A 21977-nucleotide genomic window follows, 5' to 3' on the forward strand; every position below is an offset into this window, starting at 1 on the left:
GTGCGGTGCTCAGAAGTCCTCGTCGAACCCGACCGCGCCCGTCACCCCGACCTGGTAGGCCGAGACCTTGCGCTCGAAGAAGTTGGACAGCTCCTGCACGTCCTGCAGCTCCATGAAGGCCAGCGGGTTCCTCGAGCCGTAGATCACCGGCAGCCCGAGCCGCTCCATCCGGCGGTCGGCGACGTACTCGAGGTAGGAGCGCATGTCGGTGGTCGAGAGCCCGGCGACGCCGCCGCCGAGCAGGTCCTCGGCGAACTGCGCCTCCGCGTCCACGCCGTCGACGAGCATCTGCCGGACGTCTGCGGCCATCTGCTCGTCGAAGAGCTCCGGCTCCTCCTCGCGCACGGTGTCGACGACGTCGAAGGCGAACGCCATGTGCATCGACTCGTCGCGGAAGACCCAGTTGGTGCCGGACGCCAGGCCGTTGAGGAAGCCGCGCGAGCGCAGGAAGTAGACGTAGGCGAAGGCGCCGTAGAAGAACAGCCCCTCGATGACCGCGGCGAAGCAGATCAGGTTGAGCAGGAACTTCCGCCGGTGCTCGCGGGTCTCCAGCGCGTCGAGGTCGAAGACCGAGTCGATCCACCGGAAGCAGAAGTCGGCCTTGGCCTTGATGGAGGCGATGTTGTCAACCGCTGCGAACGCCTCGTGCCGCTCGGTCTCGTCGGGGACGTAGGTGTCGAGCAGGGTGAGGTAGAACTGCACGTGCACCGCCTCCTCGAACAGCTGCCGCGAGAGGTAGAGCCGGCCCTCGGGCGAGTTGATGTGCTGGTAGAGGTTGAGCACCAGGTTGTTGGCCACGATCGTGTCGCCGGTCGCGAAGAAGGCGACCAGCCGCGAGACGAGGTGCCGCTCGGCGTCGCTGAGCCGCTGGAGGTCCTTGAGGTCGGAGTGCAGGTCGACCTCCTCGACCGTCCAGGTGTTCTTGATCGCGTCGCGGTAGCGGTCGTAGAAGTGCGGGTAGCGCATCGGCCGCAGGGTGAGGTTCATCCCGGGGTCGAGCAACATCTGGGTCTTGACGTTCGTGGTGGTCACTGGCAGGCCTCGCAGTTCTCGGGGTTCTCCAGCGAGCAGGCGAGCGCCTCGTCGTCGGAGATGGTGGTGGGGACGACGGAGACCGTCGTCTGCTGGATCCGCGTCGCGGGACGCGAGCGCAGGTAGTACGTCGTCTTGAGGCCGGCCTTCCACGCGTGGAGGTACATCGAGGAGAGCTTGCCGATCGACGGCCCGGCGATGAAGAGGTTGAGCGACTGGCTCTGGTCGACGTACGCCGAGCGCTCGGCCGCCATGTCGATCAGCGCGCGCTGCGGCAGCTCCCAGGCGGTCCGGTAGAGCTCGCGGACCTCGTCCGGCAGCTGCGTCACGCCCTGCACCGACCCCTCCGCCCGCTTGATGGCCTCGCGGACCTCGGCGTTCCAGAGGCCGCGCGCCTTGAGCTCGCGGGTGAGTGCGGCGTTGACCTGGAGGAACTCGCCCGACAGCGTCTCGCGCTTGAACAGGTTGGACACCTGCGGCTCGATGCACTCGTAGCAGCCTGCGATCGAGGCGATGGTCGCCGTCGGCGCGATCGCGACCAGGAGGGAGTTGCGCAGCCCGTGCTCGGCGATGTCGGCGCGCACCCGGGCCCACCGCTCGGTCTGGGTGGGCGTCACGTCCCAGTGGTCCGGCTGGAGCACACCGGCAGCAGCGCGCGTCTCGGCGTACGCCGGGTGCGGGCCGTGGCGTCGAGCAAGGTCGACCGAGACCTCGAGCGCCGTCAGGTAGACCTCCTCCTGCACCCGGGTCGAGAGCTCGCGCGCCTCGGGGGAGTCGAAGGGCAGCCGCAGCGCGAAGAACGCGTCCTGCAGCCCCATCAGGCCCAGTCCGACCGGGCGCCAGCGCGGGTTGGACGCGGCCGCCTCGGTGCTCGGGTAGTAGTTGATGTCGATCACCCGGTCGAGCAGCGGCACGGCCGTGCGCACGGTGGCGCGCAGCTTGTCCCAGTCGATGCCGTCGGGTGCCAGGTGCTGGGCGAGGTTGATCGATCCGAGGTTGCACACGGCGGTCTCGCCGTCGGAGGAGACCTCGATGATCTCGGTGCAGAGGTTGGACAGGTGCACGACGGGACCGCCCGGGGTGTCCCGGGTCTGGTTGCACGTGCGGTTGGAGGCGTCCTTGAAGGTCATCCACCCGTTGCCCGTCTGGGCCAGCGTGCGCATCATCCGGCCGTAGAGCTCGCGCGCCCTGACCTTGCGGACGTAGCGGCCGTCGGTCTCCGCGCGACGGTAGGCCTCGTCGAACGCCTCCCCCCACAGGTCGGGCAGCTCGGGAGCCTGGTCGGGGTCGATCAGCGACCACTCGGCGTCGGCCTCGACGCGGCGCATGAACTCGTCGGGGATCCAGTGGGCCAGGTTGAGGTTGTGCGTGCGACGGGCGTCCTCGCCGGTGTTGTCGCGCAGCTCGAGGAACTCCTCGACGTCGGGGTGCCACGGCTCGAGGTAGACGCACGCCGCGCCCTTGCGGCGCCCGCCCTGGTTGACCGCCGAGACCGACGCGTCGAGGGTGCGCAGGAAGGGCACGATCCCGTTGGACTGGCCGTTGGTGCCGCGGATCAGGGCGCCGCGCGAGCGGACCCGTGAGAAGGCGATGCCGATGCCGCCGGCGAACTTCGACAGCTTCGCGACCTGGGCGTAGCGGCTGTAGATGGAGTCGAGGTCGTCGACGGGCGAGTCGACGAGGTAGCACGACGACATCTGCGTGTGGCGGGTGCCGGAGTTGAAGAGCGTCGGGCTGCTCGGCAGGTAGGCCAGCGACGACATCAGCCGGTAGAACTCGATGGCCTCGCCCGGGCTCTGCGCCAGCCCGCACGCGACGCGGAGCAGGAAGTACTGCGGGGTCTCGACGACCAGGCGGCTCGAGGGGTGGCGCAGGAGGTAGCGGTCGTAGACCGTGCGCAGCCCGAAGTACTCGAAGCGCCGGTCGCCGTCGAGGTCGACGGCGACGTCGAGCTTGCGGGCGTTGTCCTTGACGAAGCGCGCGGTGTCGTCGCCGATCAGGCCCTCGGCGTGGCCGAGCGCCACCGACTGGCTGAACGACATCACGCCCTGGTTGCGCACCTCCTTGTCGACGTAGCCCGCCAGCAGGCGTGCGGCGAGCCGGCTGTACTGCGGCTCCTCGCCGATCATCTCCGCGGCCGTCTGGATCGACAGCCGGTCCAGCTCGGCGGTGGTGGCGCCGTCGTAGAGCCCACTGATCGTGCGGGTCGCGACGCGCATCGGGTCGACGTCGGCCAGATCGGCACTGACCCGGTCGACGGCCCGGACGATCTTGTTGACGTCGACAGGCTCGCTGTCGCCGTTCCTCTTGCGCACCTGCATGGTCGTGCGCACCTGTGACTCGGTGATGGTCACTTCTCTCTCCTCGCGAGACGGACGGGGTCCGGGGTCGCGGGGAGGGGAGCGAAGGACGACGCTCGCTGCCGGCAGGTGCCGACGCGTGCGACGTACGTGCCCACCGGCCTTCCCACGAGGCCTCGGACCACCGCACCCGGTCGGGTGCGGTGCGCTGGCAGGTCTTCGGACTCGTGGGCGCGCCTCACGGACTGATCCGTTCGACCCCTACTGGCCGTCGCTTCCCAGACCTCCCGGTCCAGTGCTGTGTGACGGCTGTCGTTCCCACTCACCGCTGCGGGGCAGTCCCGGACTCACACCGGGTTCCCTCTTGCCTCGACGCGCCTGGGTGGCGCGCCGAACCAGCTGCGTGCACCACCATATGTAGGGCTTGTCGTGAAGTGGGGGACCAGATCTTGTGTCGGCGTGTTGCTGCGCCGGTCGGGCTCAGCCGGCGGCGTACGCCGTCGCGATCGCCGCGCCGAGCCGCGCGTTGTGCTCGACCAGCGCGATGTTGGCCCGCAACGACTCCCCGGACGTGATCTCCACGATGCGCCCGAGCAGGTAGGGCGTGGCGTCCTTGCCGCGGATGCCGAGGGCGTCCATGTTAGCGAGCGCGCGGTCGATGATCGCGCCGATCTCGTCGGCCGGGATCTCCGACTCGGCCGGGATCGGGTTGGCGACGACCACGCCGCCCTCGAGCCCGAGGTCCCACTTGGCGCGCATCAGCGCGGCGACCTCGGCGGGGGAGTCGACGCGCATCGGCGCGCCGAAGCCCGACGAGCGCGAGTAGAACGACGGGAACTCGTCGGTGCCGTAGCCCAGCACGGGCACGCCGAGGGTCTCGAGCTTCTCGAGCGTCAGGCCGATGTCGAGGATGCTCTTGACGCCGGCGCAGACCACCGCCACCGAGGTGGTCGAGAGCTCGGTGAGGTCGGCCGACACGTCGTACGACGTCTCCGCGCCGCGGTGCACCCCGCCGAGCCCGCCGGTCACGAAGACGTCGATGCCGGCGAGGGCCGCCAGCCGCATCGTCGAGGCCACGGTCGTCGCGCCGTGCAGGCCGCGCGAGACGACGTAGGGCAGGTCGCGGATGGAGACCTTGAGGACGGACTCGTCGGAGGCGAGCAGCTCGAGGTCGTCGGCCGACAGCCCGATCGTCGGCCGGCCGCGCAGCACGGCGATGGTCGCCGGCACCGCGCCGCCGTCGCGCACGATGCCCTCGACCGTGCGCGCCATCTCGACGTTCTGCGGGTAGGGCATGCCGTGGCTGATGATCGTGCTCTCCAGGGCGACGACGGGCTGCCCGGAAGCGATCGCGTCCCGGACCTCGTCGGTGACGTGCAGCATCAGCGGTTCTCCTTCAGGGCCTCGGCCAGGTCCGGCCGCACGGTGTGGGGACAAGCGATCGTGGCGGCAGCGGCGAGGTGGCCCCGGCGGGCCGCGGCGACCGGGTCGGCGCCGCGCAACCAGGCGGCGACCCAGGCGGCGAGCATCGCGTCACCCGCGCCGGTGACGTCGACCACCTCGGCCGCGACCGCCGGGAGGTGGACGGGCGCGGCGCCGCGGCTGCACATCCACGACCCGTCGGCGCCGTGGCGCACCCAGACGTGCTCCACGCCGCGGTCGTGGAGGTCGGTGACCGACTCCCGCCACGCCGCGGGCCGGCGGCCGGTGAGGGCGGCGAGCTCGTCGGTGTTGGGCGTGACGAGGAAGAGGTCGTGCACGAGGTCGGCGAGCCGCGCCGCCTTGGCGACCGACACGGGCTCGAAGGCCAGCGGCACGCGCGAGGCGGCGGCCGCGGCGACCACGCGGGCGGCCTGCGCGGGCGCGAGGTTGCCGTCGAGCACGACCAGCGCGGCGTCGGTGAGGTGGACGGTCTCGAGCTCCAGCGCGTCGACCGTGGCCATGTCGGACACCGCGGCCACGAGCTCACCGCGGTCGTCGAGCACCGCGGTGTAGGTGCCCGTCGCGCCCGGCACGCGGCGTACGGCCGACACGTCGGCCCCGCACTCCGCCGTCACCCGCAGTGCCTCGGCGCCGAAGGCGTCGTCGCCGACCGCCGACACGAGCCGCACGGGCGCGCCCAGCAGCCCGAGGCAGGCGGCGATGTTGCGACCGACGCCGCCGGGGGAGATCCGGGTGTGGCCGGGGTTGCTGGTGGCGGGCACGAGAGGCGCGGAGGACCGCGCGACGACGTCCATGTTGGTCCCGCCGACGACCACCACCCACTGCTGCACGCGCAGATCCTGACAGAGCGCTCGGCAGCCTTCACAGGAACCGCACAGGTGGCTCCCACCGCAGTGCCAGCAGCCATCGGCACGCTCGAGCCATGACCCTCCTCCACGAACCGGCGCCGGCGACCGCCCGCGACGTACGACGACTCGGTGCCCGTGCCCGCCGTGACGCGGGCGTCCGCCTCGCCGCCGGCAGCACGCTGTGGCTCTCGCTGCTGCTCGTCACCTGGTGGTGGGTCACCGGCGGCGGCATCGGCCAGCTCGGCGGGTGGGCCACCGGGCTGCAGTCCGTCGGCCGCATCACCGGCCTCACGTCCGCCGTGCTGCTGCTCGCACAGGTCCTGCTGATGGCACGCGTGCCGGTGCTCGAGCGTGCCTTCGGCCAGGACGAGCTCGCCCGGCTGCACCGCATTGTCGGCTTCTCCTCCTTCAACCTGATGCTCGCCCACCTCGTCACCATCACGTGGGGCTACGCCGGCGGCTCGCTGACCTCGACCCCGCGCACCCTGTGGGACCTGGTCGTCAACTATCCGGGCATGCTGCTCGCCACGGCGGCCACGCTGTGCCTGGTGATGGTCGTCGTGACGAGCGTCCGTGCGGCCCGGCGCAAGCTGCGTTACGAGTCGTGGCACCTCCTGCACCTCTACGCCTACCTCGGTGTCGGCCTCGCCATCCCGCACCAGCTCTGGACCGGCACGGACTTCACGTCCTCAACCGGACGCCAGGTGTTCTGGTGGACGTCCTGGGGCCTCGCCGCCGCCGGCGTGCTGGTGTGGCGGGTCGCGTTGCCGGTCTGGCGCAACGTGCGCCACGACCTCCGGGTGGCCGCCGTGGTCCCCGAGGGGGACGGCATCGTGTCCGTGCACTTCACGGGACGCGACCTCCACCGACTGCCCGTCGAAGCGGGCCAGTTCTTCACCTGGCGCTTCCACGGCCGACCCGGCTGGTCCCGCGCCAACCCCTACTCCCTGTCGGCCGCCCCCGACGGCCGCTCCCTGCGGATCACCGTCCAGGACGTCGGCGACGGCAGCGGGGCGGCGGCCGGCCTGACGGTCGGCTCCCGCGCCTGGGTCGAGGGACCGTACGGCCGGCTCAGCCCGCGAGCCCGCGGCCGCCACAAGGTGCTGATGATCGGTGCCGGCGTCGGCATCACCCCGCTGCGCGCGCTGGCCGAGGGCCTCGACTACGCCCCCGGCGAGGCGATGCTGCTCTACCGCACGTCGGCCGCACCGCTCTTCGTCGACGAGCTCAACGCCCTTGCGCAGCACCGCGGTCTGGTCGTGTGGGGCCTGCCCGGTCGCCGACGCGGCCCCGACTCATGGCTGGGCAGCGGTGTCGACGCACCCACTGACCTGGCCGCCCTGACCTCCTGGGTCCCGGATGTCGCGGAGCGCGACGTCTACCTCTGCGGGCCCCGCGTCTGGACCGACCTCGTGCTGCGCGACCTCCGCGCGGCCGGGGTGCCCGAGCACCACATCCATCTCGAGAACTTCGGCTGGTGAGACCCGTGAAACGCATCGTCCTCTGGGTGCTGAGCACCCTCTCCGCCGTGGTGGTCCTCTTCGGCTACCACACCTCCACCTCCTCGACCATGGCCACGAGCACGGGGGGCACCTTCTCCGGCTCGCTGCAGGGACAGTCGACCTCGGGCACCACGTCCGGCGGCGGTACGACGACGGGCGGCAGCGCGCCGCCGAACGGCTCGAACGGCTCGAACGGCTCGAACGGGTCCAGCGGCTCCAACGGCTCCAACGGCTCCAGCAGGACCGTCACGGGCGACACCGCGCGGACCCAGTGGGGGCCCGTCCAGGTCCAGCTCGACGTGAAGGGCTCGACCATCACCAACGTCACGATCCTGCAGTACCCCAACGGCAACGGCACCGACATCCAGATCGCCAACTACGCCCTGCCGCAGCTGATCCAGGACACCCTCGACTCCCAGGGCCACAACGTCTCGATGGTCAGCGGGGCCACCTACACCAGCCAGGGCTACCTGCAGTCGCTGCAGAGCGCGATCGACCAGGCGGGGCTGTGACCACCGCTGCAGGCGCCGACGTCGCCCGGCGCGTCGAGCACGTGATGGGGATGCCGGTCAGCCTCGCCCTGCGCGGGCGGCTCGCGCACTCGGCAGAGGCCGAGGAGGCGTGGCAGGCCGCGCTGGCCGAGCTGCGCTGGGTCGACGCGGTCTTCAGCACCTGGCGCACCGCCAGCCAGGTCTCGCGGCTCGGCCGGGGCGAGCTCGCGGTCGAGGACTGCGACCCCGCCGTGGCCGAGGTGATCGCGCTGGGCGAGGCCGCACGCGCCTCGTCGGGCGGCGCGTTCGACATCTGGCGGCCCGACGCGGACGGCGTACGCCGGCTCGACCCCAGCGGCGTCGTGAAGGGCTGGGCGGTCGACCGGGCCGTGGTGCCGCTGCTCGCGCTGGAGGGCACCGACGTGTGCCTCTCCGCAGGTGGCGACATGGTCTGCCACGTCGCCGACCCCGGTGGCGAGCCGTGGAGCATCGGCATCGAGGACCCTCGCGACCCCTCGCGGTTGGTGGCCACCGTGCCGGTGCACCGCGGCGCCGTCGCCACCTCGGGCTCGGCGCACCGCGGCGAGCACGTCGTGGACGCCCGCTCGGGAGAGGCGGCCGGCGCGCTGGCGTCGGTGACCGTCGTCGGTGCCGACCTGACGAGCGTCGACATCGACGCCACCATCGCGCTCGCGCTGGGCGTCGACGGCCCCGCCTGGCTCCGGTCGCGGCTGCGCACGGGGCTCGTGGTGTGGGCCGACGGGCGCGCCGAGACCGTGGCGTGAGGCGCGTCGCGGGCGTAGCGTCCTCGGCATGGTCGTCACGGGGATCGTCATCGGTGTGGTCGTGCTCGTCGTGCTGGTGCTCAGCGAACGCCAGAGGCGGCGTGACTGGGAGGACCTCACCCGACCGGGGATGGGGGCGCGTCGCACCCGGCCCGGGACCGGCACCGGTCACCTCGGCGAGGCGCCGGTGACGATCCACCACCGCCTCGGCGGTCGCGGCCGCAACGACTGAGCGGCCCGCTCAGATCTCGTCGTCGACGTACGTCGGTGAGGCCACGCGCAGCCCGGCGAGGGTCAGCGGCACCGAGGTGAGCGCGAGCAGCACGATCACCAGCGACCACCCGCCCGTCGCGTCGTGGAGCAGGCCGACGAGGAAGGGCCCGATCGCCGCGAGCGCGTAGCCGACGGGCTGGACGAAGCCGGACAGCTGCGCGGTGACCGACGGGTGGCGGGTGCGGGCGGTGATGAGCGCGATGGCGGTCGGGAAGGCGAGGCCGGAGAGGCCGAGCATCAGCGCCCAGAGCCACGGCACGGTGGCGGGTGCGACGAGCAGGCCGGTGTAGCCGAGCGCGAGCATCACGCCGAAGGTCACCATCCAGGCATGCAGGCCGCGGCTGCGCGCGATGACGGTCGGCATGACGAGCGCGCCGACGATGCCGACGCTGGAGAGCAGCGCCTGCAGCGCGCCGGCCGAGGAGGCGGAGATGCCGGCGTCGCGGTAGATCTGCGGCAGCCACCCGAACTGGACGTAGGCGTGCATCGACTGCACCCCGAAGAGCACCGTCAGCGCGACCGCGGTGGGGGAGTGCGCGATCCGCCCGGTGGGCGCCGGTCCGCTGCTGACGCTGTGCTCGCTCGGCGAGCGGTGCTCGCGCCACGCGACCCAGCCCCACACGGGCACGGCGAGGAGCAGCAGCAGGCCCCACATGCCGAGCCCGGCGCGCCACGAGCCGCTCGCCTCGCTCACCGGGGCGGTGGCGAGCGAGCCGAGAGTGCCGCCGACGACGAGGCCGGTGCCGTAGACGGTCATCAGCACGACGGTGTGCCCGTGCGCCTTGATCCACGCCGGGACGACGACGTTGCCCACGGCCATGCCCGCGAGTGCCAGCACGGTGAGGAGGAGGAAGAGCGGCACGCTGTCGGTCGTCACCCGCAGCAGCAGCCCGGCTGCCGCGGCGGCGAGCCCGGTCGCGACGGCGGCGGTCATGCCCACCCGGCGCGCGAAGCCGACGGCCAGCGCGCCGACCAGGCCGAAGCACAGGCCCGGCAGCCCGGTCATCGCGCCGGCGACACCGGCGCTCATGCCGAGGCCGTCGCGCACCTCCTGCAGCACCGGCCCCGGGGAGGACGCGCCCGGGCGGAGGTTGATCGAGACCAGCACGACGGCGGCGAGCAGGACGCCGTAGCCGACCGCGGAGGAGCGGCTGGAACGGGTGGGGCGGGCGTCAGCGTCGGGCACGTGCACCGACTCTAGGCACGGCTCGGGGCAGCACCAGCAGCGCCCCGAGGACGAGGGTCGCCACCACGACGAAGGGCGTCGCGGTGCCCTGGCCGCTGACCTGCCGCAGCAGCATGCCCCCGACGAGGGCGCCCAGCCAGACCACGACCCCGGACGTCACGGCACCCGGCGGCCGCCGCGTCACGGCCAGCACGGCCCAGGCGAGGAGCGCCCCGGCCAGGAACGGCCAGGCGGTGGTCCACCAGCCGCCCAGGCTCAGGGAGCCGTAGTGGCTGAGACGGCCCACGACCGCGAAGACACCGACGAGCAGGAGGTCGACCAGCAGCCACATGACGATCAGCCTAGGGAGCGCCCTGATGGGCGTGGCTAGGCTCGGTGCATGAGGTCGACGGTCCACTGGGGCGTGGCGCACGGCCTGCCCACCATCTTCCTGCGGCGGGCGGCCGCGCAGGGCGACCTGCAGGCCCGCATGATCCGGGTGGGCTCGCGCGGCACCGACGACGTGTTCGACCTGGTCGAGGAGATCCGGTCGCGCGGGCCGCTCTACCGCTCGCGGATCGGCCACGTCGCCACCAGCCACGACGTCGTACGCCACGTGCTCACCAGCGACGACTTCCGCACCGGCCTGCCGACCGCGCAGGGACCGCTGGGCCGGGTGTCGCGCTGGGCGGCGCCCACCACGTTGCACCCGGTGGAGCCGCCCTCGCTGCTCGTCACCGAGCCGCCCGACCACACGCGCTACCGCAAGCTCGTCACGCGGGTGTTCACCATGCGCGCCGTCGAGCGGCTGCGCGAGCGCACCGAGGAGATCGCCGCCGGCCTGCTCGACTCGCTCGAGGCGCGCGCGGACGGCCCGGTCGACCTCGTCGAGGCCTACTGCGCGCAGCTGCCGGTCACCGTGATCGCGGAGATCCTCGGGGTGCCGGAGGCCGAGCGCGGGCGGGTGCTGGAGTTCGGCTCCGCCGCGGCGCCGAGCCTCGACCTCGGGCTGGGCTACCGGCGCTACCGCGCGGTCTCGCGGGCCCTCGCGCAGTTCGACGCCTGGCTCGGGCACCACCTCGACGACCTGCGTCGCGAGCCCGCCGAGCACCTGCTCGGCCAGCTGGTCGCGGTGCGCGAGGAGGGGCAGGGGCTCAGCGAGTCCGAGCTCAAGGCCACCGCCGGGCTCGTGCTGGCCGCCGGCTTCGAGACCACCGTCAACCTCCTCGGCAACGGCATCGCGCTCCTGCACGACCACCCCGACGAGCGCGCTCGCGTGGTGGCCGACCCGGCGCTGTGGCCCAACGTCGTCGAGGAGGCGCTGCGGCTCGACCCGCCGGTGCTGCTGACCGGGCGGATGGCGGCACGCGACACCGAGCTCGCCGGGCAGCCGGTGCGCGCGGGCTCGATGGTGACCGCCGTCCTCGCCGGCGCCAACCGCGACCCCGAGGTCTTCCCCGACCCGCTCCGCTTCGACGTCGCGCGCCCCAACGCCCGCGACCACATCTCCTTCTCGGCCGGGCGCCACCACTGCCTCGGCGCCCAGCTGGCGCGGATGGAGGGCGAGGTCGGGCTGCGCGCGATCTGGGACCGCTTCCCCGACCTGCGGCTCGAGGCGGGCGCACGCCGCCGCGAGACCCGCATCCTGCGCGGCTTCGAGACGCTCCCGGCGACCTTGCGTCCCTGAGCGCGGAGGAGCAGGTACGGTCCACCGGTGCCGATCCGGGGAGCAGCGCGCCTGCTCGTGCTGCTCGTGACCGCCTGCGTCCTCGCCGTCTCGGGCCCGGCGCTGGCCCGGACCGACGTCCCGCGCCCGGTGCTCGACGTCGACTTCCCCGACCCGGCGGTCGTCTCGACGCCCGGCGGCCTGGTGGCCTACGCCACGGGCGACCGCGTGCCCCACGCCTGGTCGCGCAGCGCCGACGGTCCGTGGCGACGCGGCGGCAGCCTGCTGGCGCACCGGCCGTCGTGGTCGCGCGAGGGCGGGGTCTGGGCGGTCGACGTGGCGCGCGTGCGCGGGCACTGGCTGCTCTACTTCGCCACCCCCGTGAAGGGCATGGGGGAGCACGGCCGCTGCATCGGCGTGGCCCGCTCGACCTCGGCCCGCGGCCCGTTCCGGCCGGTCGGCAGCGCGCCGCTGGTGTGCCCGTCCTACGCCGCGACGCCGACCGCGCAGGACCCGCTCCTGCCGCGCGACCCCACGCTGCCGCGCGCCGGCGTCATCGACCCGTCGTGGTTCCGCGACGCCGACGGGTCGACGTACCTGCTCTACAAGACCGACCGCCGGCCCGCGACCGTGCGGATCGTGGCGCTGGCCCGCGACGGGCAGTCGGTGCGGACCGGCGCGTCGAGCGTGGAGCTCGTCCGCTCGGCCGGCGTGCTGGAGAACCCGGTGCTGGCGCAGCGGCCCGAGGGATACGTCCTGCTGGCCTCGGAGGGCGACTGGACCCGCTGCGGCTACCGCACCCGCTGGCTGCGCTCGACCAGCCTGCTCGACTGGTCGCTCGCCGAGACCGGGACGCTGCTCGACACCGCGACGACGGGCCTGTGCGGCCCGGGCGGCGCCGACCTCGTCGACCTGCCCGACGGGCGCACGCTGGCGTTCCTGCACGGGTGGACCTGCCGCGGGACCTCGCTGCCGTGCACCGGCACGGGCAAGTGGGACCACAAGCCCGCGGCGCGCGGCCACCGAGCGATGTACGCCGCCCAGCTCGACTGGGTGGGCGGCCTGCCCGTCGTCGCCGGGTGGCTCGACCCGCGCGGAGCGCCTGCCGGCGACCCGCGCCTCAGCGGTCGAACCAGGCCCGGTCCATCGACACGATCCACCGTCGCCGGGGGTGCTCGGTGACCGACCACAGGCGGTCGGTCGAGGGCCAGTAGCTCAGGTCCTCCGGGCCCATCGGCAGCGCCCAGCGTCGCTCCGTCATCGAGCCCGGCTGCCCGGACCACACCGAGCCCGGCATCCACGGCCCGTGCGAGACCGTGACGTGGAAGCGGCCGGCCGCGAGCACCGCGCCCTGCATCTGCCGCACCCCGCCGTCGTCGAGGGCCAGCGGTCGCGAGAACCCGTCGTCGCCCGTGGCCAGCTCCCCCGTCGCGGGGTCGAGGGGGTAGCGAGCCAGTCGGGTGGTGGCGCTCGCGCTCGCGGCGTACTCGCCGGCGACGAGCGCCGGCGGGTCGGAGTGCCGGTCGAGCGACATGAAGGAGTAGCGCAGCTTCTCGTGGCCCTCGTCGGTGAAGGCCTTGTGGGTCGAGCGCACCGGGAGGACGTAGCGGTGGCCGAAGGCGTGCAGCCGGGTGCCGTCGAGGCCGAGCTCGTCGGGGTGGTCGTCGTCGCCGGGCACGCGCATGATGTCGTCGACGCGCGCGGTCACGAAGCCGCGCCCGGTGGCCGCGACGTGGAGGTAGGGCCCCGCCCACACGATGCCCCCGGCGTGGACGTTCAACGGCCTGAGGACGAGCGTGCCGGTCTCGTCGAGCACCGGCGAGACCAGCAGCACGTGACGGTAGCGGCCGGAGTCGAGGTCGGCGAAGGTGACCCGCGAGCCGCGCTTCACCCCGTCGCGGCCCGTCGAGTACCACGTCGCGACGACCACCCGACGCCCGTCGACGACCTCGGCGTCGGAGGCGTCCGCGCTGGTCGAGATGCCCTGGGGATACCACTGCACGTCGCGCTCGTCGTAGGCGTCCCAGCGCCACGCCTCGCGCACCGCGCGCCCCAGCAGGCGCGGCGCCCGGGAGCGTCGCAGCGGCCACTTGAGGTCGCCCAGCAGCCCGCTGAGCCCGGCCGGGTCACCCAGCACCGCTGCGAGCGCCTCGATCTCACGGACGTTCTCGTCGGTGCGCCGCAGGTGCACCCCTTCGACGTACGCCGCCTCCGACGCGACCTGCGACGCGGCCGTCCCGGCCGGGGGCGCGGCTGCGGGGTCGGCCGTGGGGTCGGGCTCTCCGGCTGGCTGCATGTCCTCGACCCTAGCCACGGCGCGGCTGTCCCCCCGTCCCCCTTCGGGGTAGTCCGCATCAAACGACTTGTCGATGACCACGTGGAGGAAGCTTCTTGATGCGGACTACCGCGAGGTCGATGGCGGTCAGGGGCCGCCAGCCGTCCACAGGCCCGGCTCGGTACGTGTCGTCCACAGGATGCTGCCGACGCTGACCGTCAACGTCGGTGGGCCTCCGTGCGATGGACTCCATGGACCGACGAAGACCCCACGCCTGGGAGGAGCGCCCGAGCGGACTGCTGGCACCGGTGCGGCTCGACCCCCAGGGCAAGGACGGACCGACCCGCAACCAGGTGGCCGGGCCGCGGTGGCGGCGTACGTCACCGGGACGCTATGTGCCGGCGTCCACCGACCGCGAATGCATCCACCAGCACATCCTCGAGCAAGGGCACCGGATCGGTGCCCACGGTGCGGTGACCGGGTGGGCGGCCCTGCGGTTCCGGGGGGCTGCCTACTTCGACGGTCTCGAAGGGCGGGGTGCCGGCGGGCTCGCCCCGGTCCCCATCGTGACGGGCGGCGCGCTGCTCCGCCCGGACCCCAGTGTGCTGGTCAGCCGCGCTCAGCTCGCGGAGTGCGAGCGGGAGCTCGTGGAGGGGATCTGGGTGGCGACGGCGGAGCGGGCACTGTTCGACGAGGTCCGCCGTCACGGCAGGCTGCGCCAGGCGATCGCTGACATCGAGGTCGCCGCGGCGGCTGGGCTCATCGGCTTCACGGAGTTCGCTGCCTACGTCGCTCCCCGGAACCCGTGGACCGGCATCGCTCTCGCGCGCGAGGCGGCGGCGCTCGCGGGGTTCGGATGTTGGTCGAGACCCGAGGTGGGGATGGCGCTCATCTGGTTGCTGGACGCCGAGCTCGGGCGGCCCCGGTGCAACGTGCCGGTCTTCGACCGCGCAGGCAGGCTGGTCGCGATCGTGGACCTGCTCGATCCCGAAGCCGGGTGCGTCGGCGAGTACCAGGGCTCCGAGCACAAGGACGGTGACCGGCATCGCAGGGACGTGGCACGCGAGCAGGCCCTGCGGGACGTCGGCCTCGAGTGCTTCGAGGTGGTCGGTGGAGACCTGGGCGATCGTGACCTGGTCGAGAAACGCATGCATGCTGCCCGTGACCGGTCGCTGTTCCGTGCTCCGGCCGATCGACTCTGGACGCTGGACCCGCCCGCGTGGTGGGCGGCCTGGGCGGCCGCCCGGGGGCTCTGACGCTGTGATCTCGGGGTAGTCCGTATCAACTGACTTGTCCCTGGGCTGAAGGCACAAGCCTTTTGATGCGGACTATCGCGAGGGAGGGAGGACAGCCCAGCCACCGTGGACAATGACCCCGTGAGGGCGATCTTCTTCGACGAGACCGACGCGCAGGCGGTCGTGGCGCGGCTGCGCGCCGACGGCTTCGAGGCCGCGCTCGAGCGCGAGCGGCTGGCGGGGGAGGACGACGACGAGGACCACCCGTGGGCGGTGGTCAGCGACGCGCCGGCCTTCATGCTCGAGGTGCTCGTCGACACCCATGATGGGTGGCTCGACGAGGGCGACGACGACGCCGGGGAACACACGACCCCGCTCGCGCCGTTGGACCTGCCGACGGCGCCGAGGACCGTCAAGCGCCCCGACCTAGGCTGAGGTACATGACCGATCGCCGCATCCTGCTCGTGCACGCCCACCCCGACGACGAGTGCATCAACAACGGCGCCACGATGGCGCGCTACGTCGACGAGGGCGTCGGGGTCACGCTCGTGACGTGCACCGCCGGCGAGATGGGCGAGGTGCTCGTGCCCGACCTCGCGCACCTGGCGTACGACGAGAAGGGTGGCCTGGGCGACCACCGCCGCGGCGAGCTCGACGAGGCGATGGCGGTCATCGGGGTCACCGACCACCGCTTCCTCGGCGGCTACGGCCGCTTCCACGACTCGGGCATGGCGTGGCACGAAGAGGGTCACGCCGTCGCGGCCGAGACGATCCCGGACAACGCCTTCTGGAGCGCCGACCTCAACGAGGCAGCCGACGAGCTGGTGAAGGTGATCCGCGAGGTGCGCCCGCAGGTGCTCGTCACCTACGACCAGTTCGGCGGCTACGGCCACCCCGACCACATCCAGGCCCACCGCGTCGCGATGTACGCCGCCCAGCTCGCGGCCGCGCCGTCCTACAAGCTCGAGCTCGGCGAGCCGCACGACATCGCGAAGATCTACTGGACGGCGATGAGCGAGTCGCGGATGCGCGAGAGCCTGCGTCAGCTGCGTGAGTCGGGCGACACCGAGACGTTCAAGGGCATGGAGCCCGACGGCAAGCTCCCGCCGTTCGTCACCCCCGACGAGCTGATCAGCGCCCGCGTCGACGGCAGCGCCACGGTCCAGCGCAAGATGGACGCGCTGCGCAAGCACGCGACCCAGGTCGAGCAGGACGGCCACTTCTTCGCGGGCGCCGAGAGCGGGCACTCGTGGTGGTCCGACGAGTTCTACCGGCTGGTCAAGGGCACCCCCGGCCCGACCGACGCCGACGGCTTCGAGGACGACCTCTTCGCAGGTCTGTGAGTCGATGAAGGTCGTGCTGACGCTGGTCGTCGGGGTGCTCTCCGGCGCTGCCGGGACGGTGCTCCACCAGCGCTGGTGGGGCCTCGCGCTCGCCCTCGCCACGGGTGTCGTCGTGCTCGCCTGGCTGCCGCCCGGCACGGGTCGCGTCGCCTTCGCGCTGGGCTGGTGGGTGCCGGTGCTGCGCGGGGCGCTGGAGCGTCCGGCGGGCGGGTTCCTGATCGGCGCCGACGCGACGGGCTGGTCGTTCCTGGCCGGGTCGGCGGTGCTGCTGCTCGCGTCGCTCGCGACGGTGGCGTCGCGGCGCAGACGCGCCGGGGATCCGGGAGTTGGCGACCCGGCCACCTAAACTCGCCGCGTGCCGAAGAACCCGCCGCGCCCGGACCAGCCCCGCGACAAGGCGGGCGCGAAGGTCGTCTTCTGGCTCCTGCTGGGCCTGGTGGTGCTCTTCGGCGGGTTGTACGTCGCCGCCCACGAGGTCGCCGGCGACAGGGTGCCGCGCAACACCACCGTGTCGGGGGTGCGGATCGGCGGGCACCCGCAGGGCGAGGCCGCGCAGCGCCTGCAGGCCGGGCTCGCCGAGCAGGTCCAGCGCGACATCTCGACCACCATCGACGGCCAGCCGGTCGCCCTCGACCCGGCCCGGCTGGGGCTGTCGGTCGACTACGACGCCTCGGTCGCGGAGGCCGGCGGCGAGCGCACCTGGGACCCCGCGCGCCTGTGGGACTACTTCACCGGCGGTGACGACCTCGAGGCCGAGGTCGTCGTCGACGACGCCGCTTTCAACGCCTACGTCGCCGAGCTCGACGCCGAGCACGGCACGCCTGCCCGCGACGGCGCGGTCGCCTTCGACGGCATCGAGATCCGTACGACGAAGGCGCGCACCGGGCAGGCGCTGGACCCGAGCGACACCCTGGCCGCGGTGCAGGACGCCTTCCTGGCCGAGACGCCCGACGTCGTGGCGCTCGAGACCGCGGACGTGGTGCCGGCCATCGACGCAAGCGACGTCCAGGAGGCGCTCGACGGCTTCGCCTCCCCGGCCGTCGCTGCCCCGGTCACCCTCGCCTTCGAGGGCTCGGAGGTGAAGGTCTTCCCCGCCGACTACACCGCCGCCCTCTCGCTCGTGCCCGCCGACGGCGAGCTCGTCCCCACCCTCGACGCGGCCGTCCTCGCCGACGTCGTGGGCTCGAAGGTGACCAGCGGCGCCCCGGTCGACGCGACCATCGCCCTCGTCGGGGGCCGCCCGCAGGTCGTGCCGGCCAGGCCGGGCGTGACGTTCGACCCCGCCGAGCTCGAGGCCGGCTTCCTCGACGTCGTCGCGCAGCCGCAGGGCGAGCGCCGGCTCGAGCTGACTGCGAAAGTCGCCGAGCCCGACTTCACCACCAAGGACGCCCGCGCGCTCCGCGTCCGCGAGCAGGTCTCGACCTTCACGACGTACTTCCCCTACGCGGAGTACCGCAACACCAACATCGGCCGTGCCGCCGAGCTCGTCGACGGCACCCTGCTCAAGCCGGGTGAGACCTTCTCCCTCAACGGCGTCGTCGGTGAGCGCACCGAGGAGAACGGCTTCACCAAGGGCTACATCATCAACGACGGCATCCTCGTCCAGGACCTCGGCGGCGGCGTCTCCCAGATGGCCACGACGACCTTCAACGCGATGTTCTTCGCCGGCCTCGAGGACGTCGAGCACAAGCCGCACTCGTTCTACATCGACCGCTACCCGATCGGCCGGGAGGCGACCGTCGCCTGGGGCGCGGTGGACCTGCGCTTCCGCAACGACACCCCCTACGGCGTGCTCATCGACACCTCCTTCACCGACTCGACGCCGACCTCCTCGGGCGCCGTGACGGTGTCGATGTGGTCGACGAAGTGGTGGAACATCACCACCAGCACCGGGGAGCGCTACAACCTCACCCAGGCGAAGGTCCGTCGCATCGACGACCTGAAGTGTCACCCCAACGAGGGCTTCGGCGGCTTCGACATCGACGTGGTGCGCTCCTTCGAGCCGGTCGGGGACAACACCGGGTCGCGCGAGGACGAGGTCTTCCACACGACCTACACCCCGAGTGACACGGTGATCTGCACCAACCCCGACGCGGTGGACGAGTAACGCCGTGCTGGTCCACCTGCGCCTCACGGTGCCGAGCGAGCTGAGCAACGACGTCGTCGACCTCCTGCGCCACGAGGACCGCTCGGCCAACCTCACCGTCCACCCCGGCGCGTCGCTGTCACCGGTCGGCGACCTGGTCGAGTGCGACGTGGCGCGCGAGCTGGCCGGCGAGCTCATCGGCCGCCTGCGCAGGCTGGGCCTGCACGAGACCGGCGGCATCGTGGTCACCACCCCCACCTCGACGCCGTTCGCCGCCGCCCGGCGGCTCGAGCACGCCGCGCCCGGCGACCCCGACGACGCGGTCATCTGGGAGAGCGTCGTGGAGCAGTGCTACGACGCCAGCCGGCCGACGGTGTCCTACTACCTCTTCTTCGTCCTCGCGACGCTCCTGGCCGCGGTCGCGGTCATCACCGACTCGGCCGTGCTGGTCATCGGGGCGATGGTCGTCGGGCCGGAGTTCGGCACCGTCGCGGCCGTCGCGACCGGGCTCGTCCTGTGGCGACCGGGGCTGACCACGCGCGCGCTGCGCCTGCTCGTCAGCGGCGCGGTCATCTCGGTCGTGGTGGTCGCGCTGCTCAGCCTGGTGGCCTCGTCGGCCGGTCTCATCAGCGCCGACATGGTCACCCGGGCACGCCCGCAGACGGGCTTCATCTGGCACCCGGACCGGTGGTCGTTCATCGTCGCGCTGATCGCGGGTGCGGCCGGCGTGCTCGCGCTGACCACCGCGCGGGCCAACGCGATGGTCGGGGTGTTCATCTCGGTGACGACGATCCCCGCGGTGGGCAACCTCGCCCTCGCGATCGGCGTGTGGGCGCCGTCGGAGGCGCGCGGCTCGCTCGCCCAGCTCGGTCTCAACATCGCCGGGATGGTGGTCGCCGGCGTGCTCGTGCTGGCGTTGCAGCGGCTGCTGTGGGTGCGCACGCTCACTGCTGCCCAGCGGCTGTTCAGCCGCGGGGATCAGCGCGCGACGAGGTAGCGGTTGAGGTGGTGGGTGCGGAACCCGAGCCGGTCGTAGAGCGCGCGAGCCGCGGTGTTGTCGCCCTCCACGTGCAGCCAGGCGGTCCGCGCGCCCCGCGCGGCACCCCAGTCGAGGAGCTCGGCGACGACGCCGGTCGCCAGCCCGCGACGACGGTCCTCGGGACGCACGTGCAGCGAGTGCAGGCACAGCCAGTCGCCGTCGAGCGACGCCTCGCCGCCACCCGCGCCGTGGGGCAGCCGGACCGTCACGCGCGTCGGGGACTCGTCGGCCTCGACGTCGTCCGGCGGCGGAGGGAGACGGCGTACGACCTGGGCGAGCGGCGCGAGCATCGTCTCGGAGTCGCCGGTGCCGAAGGGCTCCCACCCCAGGGCGCGGAGGCCGCGCTCCACCTCGCCGTCGCGCTCGACCTGCGCCAGCGCCACCCGCTCCAGCCGCGCGTACGCCGCCCGCACGTGCGCGGACGCCTCGGCGAGCGGCACGCCCGGGTCGCCCATCGCGAGCGCTGAGTTGCCCCGCTTGAGCAGCCGGCCGCCGATGGGCGGCGAGCTGCGCACGACCCACTCGCCCAGTGGCTCGCGCGCCACCTCGGCCCAGTCGGCGAAGGAGTGCAGCTCGACCTCGCGGGCGCTGACCCGCGCCCGCACCGACGCGCGGGGCGGCACGGGCTTGCCGGTGACGACGTCGGCCAGGGCCACCACGACCGGGCCGGCCCGGTCAGGTGGGCCGTCGCGCTCGATCGTGAGGGAGTCCGCGCCCCACGACGTACAGGTGCCCAGGACGTCGGTGGCGCGACCGTCGGGGAGCAGGTGCCGCACGACGACCCGCTGGCCGACGACGTGGGGCCCGAGGCCGTGGCTGCCCACCCGCGGGTCCGATGGGTGGTGTCCCCGCTCCTCGGCCATGCGCGGGATACTAGAGTGGCGTCCGCTCGCCCCACCCATGCGTCTTGTAGGAGGACCTGGTGACCTACGTCATCGCCCAGCCGTGCGTCGACCTCAAGGACCGCGCGTGCGTCGACGAGTGCCCCGTCGACTGCATCTACGAGGGCAAGCGGATGCTCTACATCCACCCTGACGAGTGCGTCGACTGCGGTGCCTGCGAGCCGGTCTGCCCGGTCGAGGCGATCTTCTACGAGGACGACACCCCGGAGGAGTGGAAGGGCTACTACGACGCCAACGTGCACTTCTTCGACGACCTCGGCTCGCCCGGCGGCGCCGCCAAGATGGGCGTCATCGACAAGGACCACGAGCTCGTCGCCGCGCTGCCCCCGCAGGAGCACGACGAGTGACCGACCTTCCGCTGGTCGAGGAGGTCGCCCAGCGGCCGTCACGAGACCACCGGAAGGTCTCCGGCCGGCTCCCGGACTTCCCCTGGGACAAGCTCACGGCGTACGCCGCCACGGCGCGCAGCCATCCCGACGGGGTGTGCGACCTGTCGGTCGGCACCCCCGTCGACCCCACGCCGGAGGTCGTGCAGCAGGCGCTGCGTGACGCCTCCGACGCGCCGGGCTACCCCACCACGATCGGCCTCGAGGCGACCCGCCGCGCGGCGATCAGCTGGCTGGAGCGCCGCCACGGGGTGAGCGGGCTGGGGCTCGACGGCGTGCTGCCGGTGATCGGCTCCAAGGAGCTGATCGGCTCGATGGCGGTGCACCTGGGCATCGGCGCGGGCGACCTGATCGGCTACCCCGCCCTGGCCTACCCGACGTACGAGGTCGGCGCGGCCCTGGCGGGTGCGGAGAGCCTCGCGACCGACTCGCTGACCGCGTTCGGCCCGCGCACGCCGCGGCTGCTGTGGATCAACAGCCCCGCCAACCCGAGCGGCCGGGTGCTCCCGCTCGACCACCTGCGCAAGGTGGTCGACTGGTGCCGCGAGCGCGGCACGGTCCTGGTCTCCGACGAGTGCTACGTCGAGTGCGCGTGGGAGGGCGAGGCGCCGCTGTCGGTCCTCGACCCCCGGGTCAACGGCGGCTCCCACGAGGGCCTGCTGGCGGTCCACTCGCTGTCGAAGCGCTCCAACCTCGCGGGCTACCGCTGCGCCTTCGTCGCCGGCGACCCCGCGATCGTGGGCGAGCTGCTCGCGGTCCGCAAGAACCTCGGCCTGCAGATGCCCGCGCCGCAGCAGCGCGCGATGATCGCCGCGCTCGACGACGACGCCCACGTCGAGCGGCAGCACGCGCTCTACGCCGCGCGCCGCACGGTCCTCAAGGACGCCCTCGAGTCGGCCGGCTTCCGCATCGACCACTCCGAGGCCTCGCTCTACCTCTGGGCCACGCGCGACCAGGACTGCTGGGAGACCGTGTCCGACCTCGCCGAGCAGGGCATCCTCGTGGCGCCCGGTGAGTTCTACGGCGCCGCCGGCCGTCGGCACGTGCGGGTCGCGTTCACTGCGACCGACGAGCGCATCGCGGCCGCCGCGGCCCGGCTCGTCGGCTGACTGTGCACCCGAGTCTCCTGCTTGTCGGCCCAGATCTGGTGTGACAACCGGGCAAGTCCCCGGATATCCGGGGACTTCGGGGCGGGCGAGACCTCAC

Annotated in this window: 22 protein-coding genes and 1 riboswitch; of the genes, 14 read left to right on the forward strand and 8 right to left on the reverse strand. The window is 72.9% G+C overall.

The window, feature by feature from the left end:
• Window positions 1–9 precede the first annotated feature (9 nt).
• The 4 genes from ASG76_RS14425 to ASG76_RS14440 form a co-directional block, all read right to left on the reverse strand.
• Window positions 10–1032: a ribonucleotide-diphosphate reductase subunit beta gene (locus ASG76_RS14425; protein WP_235529634.1), complete on the reverse strand. Its 1023-nt coding sequence runs from the start codon at window positions 1030–1032 to the stop codon at window positions 10–12.
• The gene (locus ASG76_RS14430) at window positions 1029–3386 is read right to left on the reverse strand and encodes a ribonucleoside-diphosphate reductase subunit alpha (protein WP_056604706.1); all 2358 of its coding nucleotides are present in this window, start codon (window positions 3384–3386) and stop codon (window positions 1029–1031) included. The genes ASG76_RS14425 and ASG76_RS14430 overlap by 4 nt, the downstream gene beginning before the upstream one ends.
• Before the next feature lie 138 nt (window positions 3387–3524).
• Window positions 3525–3747, reverse strand: a riboswitch (cobalamin riboswitch).
• Between the two features lie 65 nt (window positions 3748–3812).
• Entirely contained in the window at window positions 3813–4715 is a 903-nt protein-coding gene (locus ASG76_RS14435) for a pseudouridine-5'-phosphate glycosidase (protein WP_056604709.1), read from the reverse strand.
• On the reverse strand, window positions 4715–5605 hold the full coding sequence (locus ASG76_RS14440; RefSeq protein ID WP_235529635.1) for a carbohydrate kinase family protein: 891 nt from the start codon (window positions 5603–5605) through the stop codon (window positions 4715–4717). The genes ASG76_RS14435 and ASG76_RS14440 overlap by 1 nt, the downstream gene beginning before the upstream one ends.
• Window positions 5606–5697: 92 nt before the next feature.
• Between ASG76_RS14440 and ASG76_RS14445 the strand changes: the two genes are divergently transcribed.
• The 4 genes from ASG76_RS14445 to ASG76_RS14460 are packed head-to-tail and all read left to right on the forward strand — an operon-like array spanning window position 5698 to window position 8633.
• Window positions 5698–7104 (forward strand): ferric reductase-like transmembrane domain-containing protein, encoded by a 1407-nt coding sequence (locus ASG76_RS14445; protein ID WP_056604712.1) that lies wholly within the window; start codon window positions 5698–5700, stop codon window positions 7102–7104.
• Between the two features lie 5 nt (window positions 7105–7109).
• Window positions 7110–7637 carry an FMN-binding protein gene (locus tag ASG76_RS14450; protein ID WP_056604715.1) on the forward strand — a complete coding sequence of 176 codons (528 nt, stop codon included), beginning with the start codon at window positions 7110–7112 and terminating at the stop codon, window positions 7635–7637.
• The gene (locus ASG76_RS14455; RefSeq protein ID WP_235529640.1) at window positions 7634–8401 is read left to right on the forward strand and encodes an FAD:protein FMN transferase; all 768 of its coding nucleotides are present in this window, start codon (window positions 7634–7636) and stop codon (window positions 8399–8401) included. The genes ASG76_RS14450 and ASG76_RS14455 overlap by 4 nt, the downstream gene beginning before the upstream one ends.
• A gap of 28 nt (window positions 8402–8429) precedes the next feature.
• Entirely contained in the window at window positions 8430–8633 is a 204-nt protein-coding gene (locus ASG76_RS14460) for a hypothetical protein (RefSeq protein WP_056604718.1), read from the forward strand.
• Window positions 8634–8642: 9 nt separating this feature from the next.
• Here the strand turns inward: ASG76_RS14460 and ASG76_RS14465 are convergent, their stop codons facing one another.
• Window positions 8643–9860: an MFS transporter gene (locus ASG76_RS14465; RefSeq protein ID WP_200948194.1), complete on the reverse strand. Its 1218-nt coding sequence runs from the start codon at window positions 9858–9860 to the stop codon at window positions 8643–8645.
• Window positions 9847–10191, reverse strand: a complete 345-nt coding sequence (locus tag ASG76_RS14470; protein WP_056604728.1) for a DUF3054 domain-containing protein — start codon at window positions 10189–10191, stop codon at window positions 9847–9849. The genes ASG76_RS14465 and ASG76_RS14470 overlap by 14 nt, the downstream gene beginning before the upstream one ends.
• A 48-nt stretch (window positions 10192–10239) precedes the next feature.
• On the opposite strand from ASG76_RS14470, the gene ASG76_RS14475 reads away from it, so the two are divergent.
• A complete protein-coding gene (locus tag ASG76_RS14475) occupies window positions 10240–11526 on the forward strand; it encodes a cytochrome P450 (RefSeq protein ID WP_056604730.1) in 1287 nt (428 codons plus the stop codon).
• Window positions 11527–11553: 27 nt separating this feature from the next.
• Window positions 11554–12687 carry a family 43 glycosylhydrolase gene (locus ASG76_RS14480; RefSeq protein ID WP_056604733.1) on the forward strand — a complete coding sequence of 378 codons (1134 nt, stop codon included), beginning with the start codon at window positions 11554–11556 and terminating at the stop codon, window positions 12685–12687.
• Here ASG76_RS14480 and ASG76_RS14485 read toward each other — a convergent pair.
• On the reverse strand, window positions 12626–13801 hold the full coding sequence (locus tag ASG76_RS14485) for a hypothetical protein (protein ID WP_056604737.1): 1176 nt from the start codon (window positions 13799–13801) through the stop codon (window positions 12626–12628). The genes ASG76_RS14480 and ASG76_RS14485 overlap by 62 nt on opposite strands.
• 374 nt (window positions 13802–14175) lie before the next feature.
• On the opposite strand from ASG76_RS14485, the gene ASG76_RS14490 reads away from it, so the two are divergent.
• The 6 genes from ASG76_RS14490 (at window position 14176) to ASG76_RS14515 (ending at window position 19441) form a co-directional block, all read left to right on the forward strand.
• A complete protein-coding gene (locus tag ASG76_RS14490) occupies window positions 14176–15036 on the forward strand; it encodes a hypothetical protein (RefSeq protein WP_056604739.1) in 861 nt (286 codons plus the stop codon).
• 120 nt (window positions 15037–15156) lie between these two features.
• Window positions 15157–15450 (forward strand): hypothetical protein, encoded by a 294-nt coding sequence (locus ASG76_RS14495; protein WP_056604743.1) that lies wholly within the window; start codon window positions 15157–15159, stop codon window positions 15448–15450.
• Window positions 15451–15455: 5 nt separating this feature from the next.
• Complete coding sequence (mshB, locus tag ASG76_RS14500; protein WP_056604746.1) at window positions 15456–16358, forward strand: N-acetyl-1-D-myo-inositol-2-amino-2-deoxy-alpha-D-glucopyranoside deacetylase; 903 nt, start codon at window positions 15456–15458, stop codon at window positions 16356–16358.
• Between the two features lie 4 nt (window positions 16359–16362).
• Complete coding sequence (locus ASG76_RS14505; protein ID WP_056604748.1) at window positions 16363–16704, forward strand: hypothetical protein; 342 nt, start codon at window positions 16363–16365, stop codon at window positions 16702–16704.
• A 9-nt stretch (window positions 16705–16713) separates the two neighbouring features.
• Entirely contained in the window at window positions 16714–18465 is a 1752-nt protein-coding gene (locus ASG76_RS14510) for a VanW family protein (RefSeq protein WP_056604750.1), read from the forward strand.
• A gap of 4 nt (window positions 18466–18469) precedes the next feature.
• Window positions 18470–19441 (forward strand): DUF389 domain-containing protein, encoded by a 972-nt coding sequence (locus tag ASG76_RS14515; protein ID WP_056604753.1) that lies wholly within the window; start codon window positions 18470–18472, stop codon window positions 19439–19441.
• Here ASG76_RS14515 and ASG76_RS14520 read toward each other — a convergent pair.
• A complete protein-coding gene (locus ASG76_RS14520; protein ID WP_082587567.1) occupies window positions 19423–20346 on the reverse strand; it encodes a GNAT family N-acetyltransferase in 924 nt (307 codons plus the stop codon). The two genes, ASG76_RS14515 and ASG76_RS14520, sit on opposite strands and share 19 nt — an antisense overlap.
• A 59-nt stretch (window positions 20347–20405) precedes the next feature.
• On the opposite strand from ASG76_RS14520, the gene fdxA reads away from it, so the two are divergent.
• On the forward strand, window positions 20406–20732 hold the full coding sequence (gene fdxA / locus ASG76_RS14525) for a ferredoxin (RefSeq protein ID WP_056604759.1): 327 nt from the start codon (window positions 20406–20408) through the stop codon (window positions 20730–20732).
• 11 nt (window positions 20733–20743) lie between these two features.
• The gene (dapC, locus tag ASG76_RS14530; RefSeq protein ID WP_056605298.1) at window positions 20744–21880 is read left to right on the forward strand and encodes a succinyldiaminopimelate transaminase; all 1137 of its coding nucleotides are present in this window, start codon (window positions 20744–20746) and stop codon (window positions 21878–21880) included.
• The last annotated feature ends 97 nt before the right edge of the window (window positions 21881–21977 follow it).

The organism is Nocardioides sp. Soil774 (genome assembly GCF_001428125.1).
Taxonomy (GTDB): Bacteria; Actinomycetota; Actinomycetes; order Propionibacteriales; family Nocardioidaceae; genus Nocardioides.